Source organism: Paenibacillus sp. FSL W8-0439, assembly GCF_038008995.1.
GTDB lineage: Bacteria > Bacillota > Bacilli > Paenibacillales > Paenibacillaceae > Paenibacillus > Paenibacillus polymyxa.
In genome coordinates, this window is sequence record NZ_JBBPAK010000001.1 from 4,001,884 (window position 1) to 4,015,256 (window position 13,373).

16 protein-coding genes are annotated in these 13,373 nt (G+C 36.4%); 2 read left to right on the top strand and 14 right to left on the bottom strand.

Going from position 1 to position 13,373, the window contains the following annotated elements; translation table 11 throughout:
* Nucleotides 1-7: 7 nt before the first annotated feature.
* From MKX36_RS17130 to MKX36_RS17180, 11 genes are all read right to left on the bottom strand, one after another.
* On the bottom strand, nucleotides 8-505 hold the full coding sequence (locus MKX36_RS17130) for a hypothetical protein (protein ID WP_017428251.1): 498 nt from the start codon (nucleotides 503-505) through the stop codon (nucleotides 8-10).
* Nucleotides 506-592: 87 nt separating this feature from the next.
* Nucleotides 593-1,033, bottom strand: a complete 441-nt coding sequence (locus tag MKX36_RS17135; protein ID WP_340865115.1) for a protein export chaperone secb — start codon at nucleotides 1,031-1,033, stop codon at nucleotides 593-595.
* 71 nt (nucleotides 1,034-1,104) lie between these two features.
* Nucleotides 1,105-1,728 (bottom strand): hypothetical protein, encoded by a 624-nt coding sequence (locus MKX36_RS17140; protein ID WP_031461877.1) that lies wholly within the window; start codon nucleotides 1,726-1,728, stop codon nucleotides 1,105-1,107.
* A gap of 277 nt (nucleotides 1,729-2,005) precedes the next feature.
* Entirely contained in the window at nucleotides 2,006-2,455 is a 450-nt protein-coding gene (locus MKX36_RS17145; RefSeq protein WP_340865119.1) for a hypothetical protein, read from the bottom strand.
* 60 nt (nucleotides 2,456-2,515) lie between these two features.
* On the bottom strand, nucleotides 2,516-2,962 hold the full coding sequence (locus tag MKX36_RS17150; protein ID WP_016821705.1) for a hypothetical protein: 447 nt from the start codon (nucleotides 2,960-2,962) through the stop codon (nucleotides 2,516-2,518).
* A 171-nt stretch (nucleotides 2,963-3,133) separates the two neighbouring features.
* Nucleotides 3,134-3,598 carry a hypothetical protein gene (locus MKX36_RS17155; RefSeq protein ID WP_340865120.1) on the bottom strand — a complete coding sequence of 155 codons (465 nt, stop codon included), beginning with the start codon at nucleotides 3,596-3,598 and terminating at the stop codon, nucleotides 3,134-3,136.
* Nucleotides 3,599-3,826: 228 nt separating this feature from the next.
* A complete protein-coding gene (locus tag MKX36_RS17160; RefSeq protein WP_340865123.1) occupies nucleotides 3,827-4,291 on the bottom strand; it encodes a hypothetical protein in 465 nt (154 codons plus the stop codon).
* 239 nt (nucleotides 4,292-4,530) lie between these two features.
* On the bottom strand, nucleotides 4,531-5,061 hold the full coding sequence (locus MKX36_RS17165) for a hypothetical protein (RefSeq protein ID WP_107733231.1): 531 nt from the start codon (nucleotides 5,059-5,061) through the stop codon (nucleotides 4,531-4,533).
* A gap of 191 nt (nucleotides 5,062-5,252) precedes the next feature.
* Nucleotides 5,253-5,606, bottom strand: a complete 354-nt coding sequence (locus tag MKX36_RS17170; protein ID WP_025365442.1) for a hypothetical protein — start codon at nucleotides 5,604-5,606, stop codon at nucleotides 5,253-5,255.
* Between the two features lie 938 nt (nucleotides 5,607-6,544).
* Nucleotides 6,545-6,958, bottom strand: coding sequence for a GNAT family N-acetyltransferase (locus MKX36_RS17175; RefSeq protein WP_076157288.1), 414 nt, complete (start codon nucleotides 6,956-6,958; stop codon nucleotides 6,545-6,547).
* A gap of 89 nt (nucleotides 6,959-7,047) precedes the next feature.
* Nucleotides 7,048-7,497: a GNAT family N-acetyltransferase gene (locus MKX36_RS17180; RefSeq protein WP_340865128.1), complete on the bottom strand. Its 450-nt coding sequence runs from the start codon at nucleotides 7,495-7,497 to the stop codon at nucleotides 7,048-7,050.
* A gap of 504 nt (nucleotides 7,498-8,001) precedes the next feature.
* Here MKX36_RS17180 and MKX36_RS17185 point away from each other — a divergent pair.
* Nucleotides 8,002-8,409 (top strand): hypothetical protein, encoded by a 408-nt coding sequence (locus MKX36_RS17185; protein WP_107733229.1) that lies wholly within the window; start codon nucleotides 8,002-8,004, stop codon nucleotides 8,407-8,409.
* Nucleotides 8,410-8,503: 94 nt separating this feature from the next.
* Here the strand turns inward: MKX36_RS17185 and MKX36_RS17190 are convergent, their stop codons facing one another.
* Nucleotides 8,504-9,073, bottom strand: a complete 570-nt coding sequence (locus tag MKX36_RS17190; RefSeq protein ID WP_340865132.1) for a TetR/AcrR family transcriptional regulator — start codon at nucleotides 9,071-9,073, stop codon at nucleotides 8,504-8,506.
* Between the two features lie 239 nt (nucleotides 9,074-9,312).
* On the opposite strand from MKX36_RS17190, the gene MKX36_RS17195 reads away from it, so the two are divergent.
* Entirely contained in the window at nucleotides 9,313-10,062 is a 750-nt protein-coding gene (locus tag MKX36_RS17195) for an SDR family oxidoreductase (protein ID WP_340865134.1), read from the top strand.
* A gap of 377 nt (nucleotides 10,063-10,439) precedes the next feature.
* On the opposite strand, the gene MKX36_RS17200 is transcribed toward MKX36_RS17195, so the two are convergent.
* Both MKX36_RS17200 and MKX36_RS17205 read right to left on the bottom strand, forming a co-directional pair.
* Nucleotides 10,440-10,790: a hypothetical protein gene (locus MKX36_RS17200; RefSeq protein ID WP_340865136.1), complete on the bottom strand. Its 351-nt coding sequence runs from the start codon at nucleotides 10,788-10,790 to the stop codon at nucleotides 10,440-10,442.
* A gap of 756 nt (nucleotides 10,791-11,546) precedes the next feature.
* Complete coding sequence (locus tag MKX36_RS17205) at nucleotides 11,547-13,268, bottom strand: helix-turn-helix domain-containing protein (protein WP_340865138.1); 1,722 nt, start codon at nucleotides 13,266-13,268, stop codon at nucleotides 11,547-11,549.
* Between the last annotated feature and the right edge of the window lie 105 nt (nucleotides 13,269-13,373).

A 13,373-nucleotide genomic window follows, 5' to 3' on the forward strand; every position in this document is an offset into this window, starting at 1 on the left:
ACTTGCTCTAATGACTAAATTCCTTTCTAATCATGTCCTTCTTCTCATCTATTATTTCCTTTAACTTAATAGCCTCTTTTTCTGTTATTTCTCCATTTATTCTTTCAGCTTCTATTTCTTCTTTAATATCCTCTAATAAGGCTCTTGTCTGATATAACCTCAATCCAGTCCATTCAGAAATAAAAAAATCATCCTCTACCGTACCATCTAGATTGAAGATCAGCCTGTAATAACCTATATGATTTGTTCGATACTCGATTCTAATTTTCACTTCAACATACTCAAGATCTCTATTAATTGGGTCTAAATATTCCAAGCTCTTGATATGTAAGGAAACATCCTCTATTAAGATCTTTAAATAATCTTTATCATAATCCCAAAATAACTCATCAAATTGCTCAGGCTCCTCGAGCCTATAGTTATTTAAATTAAGCCAAAAAGCCTCTAATGCCCGACTTCTTATATTGTGTTTGTCTACCCAATCTCTTAGCTTTTTTACATCCATAAGATCCATCACTCCATAAAGTATTTTGCTGTATTTCAGATAATGTTTCGTGGCCAAGGAAGCAAAAGCGACCACAGTGTGAATTACTTAATTCAATTTCCCTTTAGGCTCTACTCGAACTAGCACCTCTTCCATAGTCATCTCTAGGGTAATAATTATTGTTTTGTTTAGTTTCCGACTTAGGCTTTTTAGGAAGTTCATGAGTATATCTATTTTTTTCTCTGAGTCTATCTGTATTGGTGAAATATCAAATTCAATAACGTTTCCTTCATAAAAATGCCCACAAATATCAATTTCACTATATTCAATAGTTATCCCAATACTTGCTTCTTTTTTAATTCTTAACAATTCAGCAATATCCCTAATTCTTGTAATTAGCCCATCTATAGTCACTCGATAATTAATTTCGTTACTTTCCAAATACTCAAAAATTATAGCCCATATTTGGATGTCTGTATCCAATATATAAATGTCCCTTAGACTTCCATCTTTAAAGAATACTTCATTCGCTACTTCATCGTAATTCATGCAAACCTCCTAACACTCCGCGTTTCACCTAACGTGCTTATATTTCACGAGTCCTCACTATCTATTTGCTTCTAATCTTCGTTCATTCTATCTGCTCGTATCCAACTCATTTCCTCAATGTTTAATAATTCTTTAAACTCTTCTACTAATTCATGCTCAGATTCTAATTGTGTATAGTAACTATTATTTAAAATATCCTCTAATTGTTTTATTTGTTCATTATCCAGTTCAAAAAATCTAAATGTTTCTAAATTGCAATTTGTAAACTGTTTTGCTATTTTCTCATTGTATTCATTAGATCTCAGAACTTCTTCAATTAATTCAATTCTGATTTTGTCCCCTCTAGGGTCGACATATAAAAATTCAATGTGATCTTCCTCTGGATATCTTTCTTCTGCAAGCTTAATAATTGAAGTATCTAATAAAACATATGATATATGAAGACTTGCTATCTCTTGTGAATTGTAAACTACACGGTATCCCCAACAGTGATCTTCAAAATTATAAAAATATAACACTGGGATTTTTTCTGAAATTTGAAATAGGCTTTCCGGAATTTCTTCACTTTCTTCTGTGTCTTTGGTTATAAAAACAAACCATTTGTCATTTAAATCCTCCGCGTATACAGGATCATGCTTAAGAATTGCCTCTTTATATTTCAATAGTGATAAACTTCCTGAAGTCAATTCACTCATTGTTTTGGCTCCTTTTTAGTCATATTTCACTAATACTCTTCAAATTTATATTTTGTTAATTTATTTAATTCAAATACTTGTTCTTTATTAAAATAGCCCACTAGGCAACCTTGATCTAAAATTGAAATATACAATTTCATGGATTGTTCAGTCTGTGTTAACTCATTAAATTTCTTGAATATCTCCATATCAAACCAATCATCATCTACTTTCATTTCCCATCTTATAAGTTCATTCTTATACTCGAAAGAGACCCATGCAGTACTATTCTGAATATCTACGTAATCCGTTTCTTATTTAAATTAAGTTTTGTCATATTCTCTAATCGCAGTATTACTCTTACATAATCTCTATGATCCTCAATACATTCCGTATCCAGATACCAAATTTTATCAGATACATTTATAAATTCATCATTTACTACAACTTCTCCACCTAAAGTAAGTAGTAGCAAGTTGTAGGGATCTTCTTCATATTCACTTTTTGAAGTTTCTTCTAAAAGTAATTCTTTCTTTAAACCTGCCCTCATAAAAATACCCAATTCAGAAAGTTGGTTTAGTTGTTCTTCAAATATTGTCTTCTTTTTCTTAAATAAACCAAACAGCTTGAACACCTTCTTTTTATGGTTTGCGTCCCTTTTGTATAACGTTCTTGTATTCATGAATCTTGCTAGGGGTTGTTTGCTAAAATACCTCCTCGAAAGCCATCCCGCAGACCAAGGTATCATAGGAGATGCTGCTTGAATATGATGTTAAGTGATGTCTTTGCTTCTTCGAATCAATGTACATTATTGTGTATCTATTATTCCAAAAGTATCATGAATGACTCTTTCATAGTTTGCCCATTCAAAATAAAAGGGACCTATATTTATTGGTTTGTTCTCATGCTCCAATTTGAAATCCTTCCATATTACAATTTCTTCTTCCCTGTCAATTTTCACTGAAATATAACCACACTCTTCATCTCCACACCAAGGACACACAAGTATTGGATATCTATAGTACATATGCTCATGTGGTTTCTTTAGTAAAAAGTATTGAATCATTTCCTTTTGTTGATCTTCGCTTCCCCATCCTAAGGATGGAACCAGATCGTGTTTCTTGAGCATTTGGTAAAGTGATCTTCCATCAATAATTAAATCTGCAAATTTTGTGTTCTTATTTCCATCTTGTTCCGGGTCAAATTCATCATATCGGCTGGAAAGTTTAGTTTGTAGAGTATTTATCGTTGTCATTGGTTTCTCTCCTTGTTGATTATCTAGATTTCACTTAGCCTTCTTATATTCACGAACCCGCACCACTGGAGTAGTCGGCGCGATGTGGCAAGTTAGGACAAGGTTGTTCGTCTGAGCCGCACAGCAGCGTGCATATTATGTTCTGTGCTTTCATTACCATCTACAATTAAACTAATAAACCTTCAATTGTTGCTCATACTTATAATTATTAATTGAAATTTGCTTTGGATACATTGTCGGTGCACAAAGGTTATTCAAAATTCCCTGTCCTTCATGGTAATTAATAAAAATACTAGACTTATCATAAAGTTGTCTGAATAGTACTCTGATTTTATCAATATCATTTGAAGTAATTTGAACTCCAATTCTAATCAAATCTAATTGATCATATGGATCTTTAAATGTATCTATCAGTATAAAATGGCTTGAATCCTTTTTTGAATTAAATAAAAGCACATCACCAGTATTAACTGAATCATTAAAATATCTCTCGTAAATTTGTTTTATTGGAAAATCAATTTTCAAAATACTTACTATTTCTCTAATTAAAAAATGTTCTTCAAAATAGTCGTTATCATCATCAGGATAATTAATCATCTCTGTTATGGAAAGGCTAGCAAAAAAATGGTATTTCATTTCTGTCACTCCTTTTAGCAATAATTGTACATAGCGTTTTCATATTCATAAACATCACTAACTTAAAGGTAGAAAACTAGCGCGAGCACTTAATCGGTGCAGGAGTGTCCGACAGTCACTTCATCGCCTGATGCTCCCAAAACCAAGGATCGACTTGCCTTATCCTTAGCATAGAATATTTGTTAGACGAAGCATTGCAACTTCTTCGAACCTAATTTAATCATTGTTCTAATGTGCTCGCTCTTTTATCTCTTTAATTACTCTTCTATATTTTTCTACATCATATTGAAAATTCAAGCCATGCGTATTCATTATGCTCTTTAGACCATCAAATTTATGTATTAATTCTTCTAAAAAATCGATTATTTGTATCCAAGTGAAAGCAAATTTATTAGAAGTCTTAACGAATTGTTCCTGAAAAGGCGATTGCTCAGTTACCCAAAACAATCTATCATCCTCATGACTGACTTCAACATAGTATCCGCCACAACCAAATATACCGCAAGTACAAGTGAACATAGGATACTTTCCTAGACAAATTAATGATTTTAAAAATTCGTCTTCAACAAACACTTCATCTTCGTCCAATTTATTTCCGTTTATATATAAAGCTATCCTCCAATCAATAATATGGACCATTCGCCCAGAATGTCTTGTTATATTTTTGTATTCTTTTCTTATGTCAATTTCCATATCTACTAACAGTACATCAAGTCTATTTTCATCTGCTTTTTTTTAAGAAAATCGTCTTCATCGCTCTCCCCGAACTTCATTGTATGATCACAATATTTCGCCTAACGTTTCTATATTTCGCTGTCTGCTCTGGCTTCTTCAAAATCTCTCTGGCAGACAAGAGCTCTGCATGACCTGAAGCATAAATATTGTGTTATATGATTTTTCACCGTCTCTATAAAACACTTGCAATTCTTAATTCAGCCTCCATTATTGCAAAGTATACATCCATGGCAATTTAAATAGATATCATGTTTTTCGCATTTAGGGTATCCTCTTGGGATTGTAGGATTATCATCACACTCTTCAATTTCTGTCCATTCTATATAATTATTCATGTCAACATCTTCTTTATTAAATGCTTTAATCATTAAGCCAAATTGATTCAAACAATTAACAACCCAATCTTGTCGTGGTTTATAGCTTAATTTCTCCCACCCTAAGCCATCTGCTGCATTTGAAATGGTATCTAGTATAAAATCTTTCTCACTTTTAAAAGAGTCTATAGTCCAAGGCATTTCATCAATATCAAAACCAACTGTTCCTATTCCAACTGCAGGCTGATCCCTTTGTGCTAGCCAAATAATTAACTCTTTTTCTCGATTCGTTTTAGCTAGTACTGATCCGCTAATAGCTAGAACTTCAATAAAGACTGATGTTAATCCATTTGACATACCTATGGGTTCAACTAAATCATTTAATTCTTTTGGTAATGAAATGGTGTTCGCCATACTATCCTCCAACACTTTTCAACTTGCTTTATATGGTGATTTAACACCTCTGTATTCATGAACCCCAAAGGGGTTATCTGCGAAATTCCTCTTCGATATCCATCTCGCAGACCAAGGCTCCATTCGGGAGCCGCAACTTGAATATTATGTGATTCGATGTTTTTCCTTCGAAAACCTTATTGAACCGATATCTACAATTCTCTGTTTAAAATAAACTCAAAATCTTCATCAGATACTAAATGATTATCTTTTATAAATGTCTCTAACTCATTTAAATAATTATTACAGAGTTTGATATATCTATCTCCATATTGATCTTGAATCTTATTTGAATTGGTTTCTATATTAATGATTTCTTTACGTGCTCTTCTTAAAAACAAGATTGAACTTGTATAATTGTCACTTAGACATAAAGAAATTGAATTATTAATATAGCAAACCAAGCCATAGAATACAGAATTTCTTCTTAAGCCTGTCCATTGCTTGTGAATCTCTTCTGTATTTAGTTTTTTGGCTAACTCAAAGACATGAGAATTTAAAAACATCTGATATTCCTCCATCTTTAAGCAGTTTTGCATAACTTTTCTGTATTCATGAACCCTGTCAGGGGTTGTCTGCTGAAATTCCTCTTCGATATCCAGCTCGCAGACCAAGGTTCCATAGGAGCTAACGAAACATAACTTCTTCGATTCACTTACAAAATCAGCCCTTTATGATCCTCGCCTTGGAGCTGTTTAAAATTCTCAATCAACTATCTATAAGTAATTCTCTTAATCGTAGACAAAATTGCTTCGCATGAAAATGCCAACATTTATTTGTAATCATAATCCCTTAATGATAGTTCTTGAACAATTTTTCTACTGTCCTTTATTCTTAGAATTTGCTTCGGTTTATCATATATCCGACCAAGCTTTATACAATATTCAATTAATATGGATTTTATTAAAGGTCTATATAAGTTAATGTAATAACATTCTTTCCAGTCGAATGAAATTTCAATAAAAGAAGTTTTATACTTCCTTGAATAAGCTCTAAATAGTACCTCATAAGGTTTCTCGTCAACAATACAAATGAATTGATAATGTCTAACAATGATTAGGATTGCTTTTTTTCGAAATACTTTCATCATTCACCTCAACATTACTTTATCAGCAATTATGTCTAATAGCGTTCTTGTGTTGCTAAACTCGAGAAGCTTAAAGAAGCGTAGCGACTGGCTAGCTTCGGTTCTTAGCCTCGCAGGATTGTTCACCTGACTTTCACTTTCAGGAAAACGATGTTATGTGATACCTCTAGTTCTTATTTAATATATTCTTCAATCCTTGTTTAATACTATTTGATCTCGTCTATTCTGGATTACTCTATTAAAAAATTTCTGTAGTCTTTTAAAGTCAATGCCTTTTTTAGTTCTATATTGGAAGAAATACACCACATATATTAGCACTCTCTTCTTAAAATGCTTTTTACATTGATTTCCTCAACGTTAATTTTTGTTCAACTCCTTTGTCAGTATTATTTCCAGAGGCTCGTTCTCAAGCATTAAACATCCAGCATCTCTATATCCAAGCTTCCTATAAAAATGTTGAGCTCCTTCATTCGACTGTGTTGAGGTCATGACCATCTCAAATCCCTTTTGTTTCATTAATTCCTCCCAATACTGGACAACTTTTTTACCAATGCCTGTTCCTCTGTACTCCTCATCTATCCATATCATATTCATAAATGGTGTGTTGTCCCAAAAAAATCCGTATCTCATCCAACCTATTTCTTGATTGGATTCTCTAATTATTAGAATTTCATTTTCTTTTATTTTTGGTCTTATCAGTGTTTTATGTATGTGCTTGTCTCTTAACGAGATATACTCATAATCTGATTCAATGGCAAAATCAATCTTCATTGTAAATCCTCCCTTTCATGCTTTTCATTAAATATCTTCTTGGTAACACTTAGCACTGATGTATCATAACGTTTGTACATTACATAAGTTTATAAAGTCTTTTTAAAAATGTATAAGTCACCTTCTTCTCTAACCTTAGTAAACCCACACTTTGAATAAAAGTGATGATTCTTCACACTCCAGCTAGGAGTATCCAGCCACCATTCAGTGCTATATGGAAATTCACTTTCAATTTTCTCCATCACCTTCGTTCCGATTCCTTGATTTTTAAAATTTGGATCAATAAAGATTCTTCCTAGATTATGCACTCGATTACACTCTACAAATATCATAGCTCCCCCGATTATTTCTCCATTAAAGAGTACCTTGAAATATTCGCAATTCTGCATCATTTCTTCTTGCCAACTTATGGAATCATATCCTATGGGCCCAACGGTTCCATTAATATTAAAATGCTTTGATTCATCCTCAAAACTGGCCTTTTGTATTTCAACAAGTTTTTGTGCATCATTTTTTCTAGCTTTTTCTAATGTCAGCACCCAACATACCTCCATTATTTTCTATTTTTTATTTTTTCTTGCACAGGTTTCGTCTAACCTCCTCATATTCATGACCCCCAAAGGGGTTGTCTGCTGAAATCCTCCTCGAACTCCATCCCAGCAGGTCAAGGCTCTGTGAGAATTCTTAAGCTTGAATATTATGTTATCAGAAGTTACCGAACTTCTTCATTATGCATTCAAAATCAATCTGCAATTTTTTGACTCCAAACTGAAATCAGTGCTTAACGTAAAGGATAAGGATGAAAATGGAATAACTTCGTCAAATACTAACTTTTAAGTCGAGCTTTTTTATTTTAAAACTTTTACATATTGGAATTATCTCAAGAATATAATCGTATCGATTAGAACAATCAAAAGAGTGTAATTATGGCATATATGATTAGATATAGAAATTTTTCCTTTGAAACAGTAGCCTTTCGGTAGCAAAAAATTTAGTCCATGGTCGATTTTGTGGCAGGAAATAAGTCATAAGGAGATGTAGAAATGGCTGTGATGCTTGAAGTAACATTAATCGGAATTTCTTATGGGCACAACTTGGATGGAGGGTCATTAGAAATATCCGGTGATCTTTATGTGAAAACAATAAATCAAAACCAGACGGAAAAAGAATCTTTTGTTATGTTTTCTACAAATACACCTGTGACAATAGGCGTTGGAGAGATGTATAGAATTGGTACAGCGGTGAGAATTGCTATTTCTTATGATCAACCCACAATATTTGCTAGGTATATAAGACTTGGTGGTTTCTTAAGCATCGGAAGTCCTAAGTATATAGATATAGACTATGTTTATTCTGCAGCTACTCAATATTATAGGGTTATTTTTCCTAATCAAGATGTTAGTAAATCTGCTGTAGCTCAATATTCGATTAGATGGTTACATTATATTTGACACTATTGCTCTAATATTAGTATAAAATGGAAACATTCCTTTTTATTATCTTCATTATGGGTGTCAGTCTCAAACAAGCCTCTACATTAGAGGCTCATCTGGACGATATTCGTTCGTGTCCCTCGACACCACAGTTCAGCAAATTCCAAAATTGTTCAACCATGACCGCTGACGGATATGGCATTGAACGGGTAATCCACCATTCCAATACCCCCACTGCTGCTGAAATTAAAAATTGCACCGTAATGTCCCTGTTCATTTCCTGATCAAGGTTGATCGAATCCAGATGCGCGCTCAGACTTTGCCGAAACATTGTCTCCATTTGGTTCCGAAAAACCGTACTTCCCTTGTTCGTCAGCATTCTTGAATAGAATGAAGCATGCTGCTCCAAATATTCAAACGTGCGCAGTAGTGCGGTTTTGGAAGGGAGATGAAAGAAATTATCTTCAGATATACAATTGCGTAGTAACTCGTTAATTTGAGCTTCCATACATTGATCGCGCAGATCGTACTTGTCAGTGAAATGCAAATAAACCGTTCCACGATTGACATTCGCTTCCTCCGCAATTTGATTGATCGTAATTCTCTCGAATTCCTTTTCTGACATCAGCCTCATAAAAGCATCAATAATGGCTTGCCTCGATTTTTGAATACGCCTGTCCATATCCTTCTCCCCTTTGTTCCATCCAAAAAATGAACACTTCGAAGTTCTCTGTTGAAAAATCAACACCCAAGCTTGTTTTAACCATTGAACCCCATGTATCGCTCTGATACATTCACTTTATAAAATTTATGTTGATGATTCAACATATGTTCAATTTTAGAGGAGCTGTAATCATGAAATTCATTATTTTACAATCTTTGGAATGATTTAAATCATATTGAATTAGGAGGGTTTAAAAATTGAAACTTACAGGAAACACGATTTTTATTACAGGCGGTGGTTCAGGGATTGGACGTGCGTTAGCAATAGCTCTCCACAATCTTGGAAACAAAGTTATTATCTCCGGTCGACGTAAAGAGCGTCTGGAGGAGACGATCAAAGCGAATCATGGCATGTCCGCAGTAGAATTGAATGTACAAGATCCTGCCAGCATAAAGGCGGCCGCCAAGCAGTTAATCGAAGAATACCCGGATGTTAATGTCTTGATTAACAACGCCGGCATCATACAGTCTGATGACGCGGCGGGCGTGATTGATGAGGATGTTTTGATTTCGACTGTCACGACAAACTTGCTAGGTCCCATTCGGTTGACTTCTGCATTCATCGAGCATTTGAAGTCCAAAGAAGATGCGATTGTCATCAACACGACTTCAATACTTGGATTTGTACCATTAGCGACAACTGCTGTATATTCCGCGACGAAGGCAGCACTTCATACCTATACGCTGTCCCAAAGGTACATGCTTAAAGACACATCGGTAAAAGTAATAGAAATTGTACCCCCATGGGTTCAAAGCAACAACGATGAACCACGGGCGATGCCGCTTGCTTCATTCATTGATGCAACAATAAAGATACTCGGCACGGATACAGACGAAATTTTGGTGGATGAAGCGAAAATGTTTCGAAATAACCCTGGCCCGAACGAAAATGTTTTTGTGACCCAGCTTAACGATACGATGAATTCTGAACCTCCAAAGATCCATTGATCCATCTGTAATTTAATTTTCAAAAATTTAAGTGAACATGAAGTAAACACTCATCTCCGTCTACTTCATGTTCATTTTACTGCAACTTGTACGTGGAATAAGAAAAAGCGCCAAGCGGTCACACCCATGTTTATTTCTTAAATAATTTTGTTGATTTCACATAACGTTGGGTATTCCCGAAGTTCAAACAGCTTAAGGCACGTAATGCCGGGTGGCTCTGCCACTTAGCCGGTTGAATTTGTCCGGTGAGTTTGCTCTTCCGAAATGCCTCTTCTGGACCAAGGGTCGGGCTTGTCTCGGCCCAATGCTTGAATGTAATGTTATGCAAAGTACCATGACTTCATTGAATCTACTTAGAAATCCTGTTTAATTCAACATCACCATTCTCTCCATTCTTCTGTAATATCTTGATCCTCCTCAATTTCTAATCCAGCTAATCTTGCTGCCTTGTCTATAAATTCAGCCAATTCTTCACGTTCCATCGTTTCAATAAAATAATCGTTCGATTCATTCAATTCATTAAAAGAAATTACAATTTCTTCTACAGCCTTCATAATACTTTCAGGATATTTAGTTTCTTGTAATAATATTAATTGGTTTAGATAGTTATTCAGGACTTTATCAGACATTAATAATCTCTCTTCCGTAAAAAGGTCATCTCCGTATTCAACCTTTCTTTTGTTCCACAATTGAGTTGGTTTTTCATTAAATAGGTCCTGTAATGTCATTGGGTATATCCCTCATTTTCTTGTTTTTGTTTTAATAGATTTTTAAAATTGTTGCATAGTATTTCGCATATGAGTTTGCTTACTAACTTGCTTTTCACTTCACTTATCTAATTTTTTCTTTAATTCATCTTTTTTCATCTGTTAGCACACTTAAAGAAAGACCAATTACGGTCAACATCTGGTCATTACAATTGGCTTGGAGGGTTTATTCCCTTCTAAGTCTCAGGTAATAAAAACCCACCTTCGGCTCTCAACCTTTAGGTGGTTTTTTACTTTCTCTTGTTGTTATTGATGCATGTTAAAAGTGCAAGAATAGATGTTCAAAATAGTACATTTTTACATCCATGGTCTCACTTTTCGAAGGAAAACCATACCCACCCAAGAGCCAATTGTATCTATATTTTACCTGTGTTTACTTCTGCGAACCAAGTGTTCCCATCTATTTTCTTGCATTTTTCTTTTATTCTATTTGTTGTCCATCATTTCTAGCACATAACGTTTCTGTGTTCACGATGTCCCTCTGACTTATGCGAATGAAATGAGCGGCCGCGGTGCGTATGTGTCCGCCTGTCCCTCCCTGGCATTCCTTTTTTGCCGGACCAAGGAACCGCAGGCTCCGATGCGTGGATATGATGTTATCTGATGGATTGGCCATAAAAAAACAGTTCAATTTCCCTCTATGACATAAGGCAAAGATGAACTGTCTTTAGTTCCTGTTAAAATCTCTATGAGCACAAGTAGCAACTTCTTCCCCCATCAAGCCAACAAAGCCTGAGCGATCTGATCCACAATGCCATTGATACCTGTGGGTCCATAACAGCCGATCCATGTCGCGGCATCGACCGCGTGTATGTGCTGGCGCTCAACGGTATCAAGCATTCCCCAGACACGTTGCTCTGTCGCCGATATTTCCTCCTGCATGAGTTCATGGCTAAGCAAGAAGTAATGGCTAGCATGTACAGCCGGTAGTCTGTCCACTGAGATGTGATAGGCCGTGTCGGAGGTATCTGCCACAAATAACGGAACAGGCAGACCTAGATCATGGTACAGCACAGCCCCTGTACGATGAGAGGCAGAATGCACGCGAACCAGAGAATCCAGCGGACGGATCAGTGCCACGCTCTTGCCTGCCAGTACGGGAGCAAGTTCTTCGGACAGCAATGTGGTTCGTCGGTGATAATCCGCTATAATACGCTTTGCCTCTTCTCGTTTGTCTGTCAGTTCACCGAACAGAGTCAGAATAGTCTGCCAGTTTTCATTGCGCTTAAACATGAGAACTGGAGCGATCCGGCTTAACTGTTCATAGTGCTGATCATGCACCTCGGTGCAAATAATCAGATCTGGAGACAGTCGTTCCAATGCAAGCAGGTCGGGATACTCATATGTTCCGAGTAATTCGGTATTCTGAAGTCCTGCCCTGATCATTTGAGGGAAATGTAACACTGCACTTCCTAGTCCTACGCTACCTGCTGGAGAGAGCCCCAGCGCAAGCAAATGATCGGCATATTGCACATCGAGTACAGCGATACGCTTCGGAGATCCGATAACATAGTATTCCCCTCGCATATGGCATATCACCGAGCCTTGAGCCGACTCATATGAAGAAGCTGTGTGGTTCCGCTGCAAGGAATGGGCATAGTCTATATCTGCTTTCGAAGCGGCATCAAGCCTATAACGCAGCGGAGGGACGCCATAATATTTCTTAAACGCCCTACTGAAATAATACATGTCGCGATAGCCCATTCTGTCAGCAATTTCACCGATGGGAGCATCCGTATGACGCAGCATCCGCGATGCACTCTCCATGCGCAACTGAATGACATACTCAGTCAGTCCGAGCTGCTTCTCTTGTTTGAATCGTCGCTGCAGCTGTCTTAAGCTGCATCCAGCAAGGGCTGCCAGCTCTTTAAGCTTCAGATTCCGGCGATAATGCGACGCTATATATGAAGCGACAACATCCACCATGTCAGACGCTTCTCCTCCATGACCACGTTCGTAATCCATGATTAGTTCGTAGATCATACCCTGAAGCAACGCATTGGCATGAAAACGTTCCATCCCTTCGCCACGACGCCATTTGGCAACGATTTTTTCTGCATTCTCAATCCATACTGCTTGGGTTACCGAATTTTGCACAAATGAAGTGCGCAACGGGTGTTTGCGATATGAAGGCAAAACAAGAGAGGCTCCCTCCATGGAAGAAGCCTTGTACATGATCACGATATAATAAATGTCGTCTGATCTGGCCGTCAGCGTTAAGGATGTCCCCTTAACAACATGACCAGCAAAAGAAGCTCCAATGTGGCAAACCTCACCATTCATTGCAAGCTCCCCTTCCCCTCCGTATGCCAGCAACAACACATTCGAAGTTAATTCCGTTTCGCGAAGAACACTGCCTGTCTGCAAAGTACCGCTATACTCGTCAAGCATCTTGATCGTTGTATCACTCCATAGACTTGTCTGTTCTTGTAGCGGCATTTCTCTCATCTCCTGACAATAGCATCCTTTGCTAGAGTGACTCACATGACTAGGCTTAACCAATTAACTACAACCAGGCCTGTTAGCAAAAGTAAAATTGTTGCT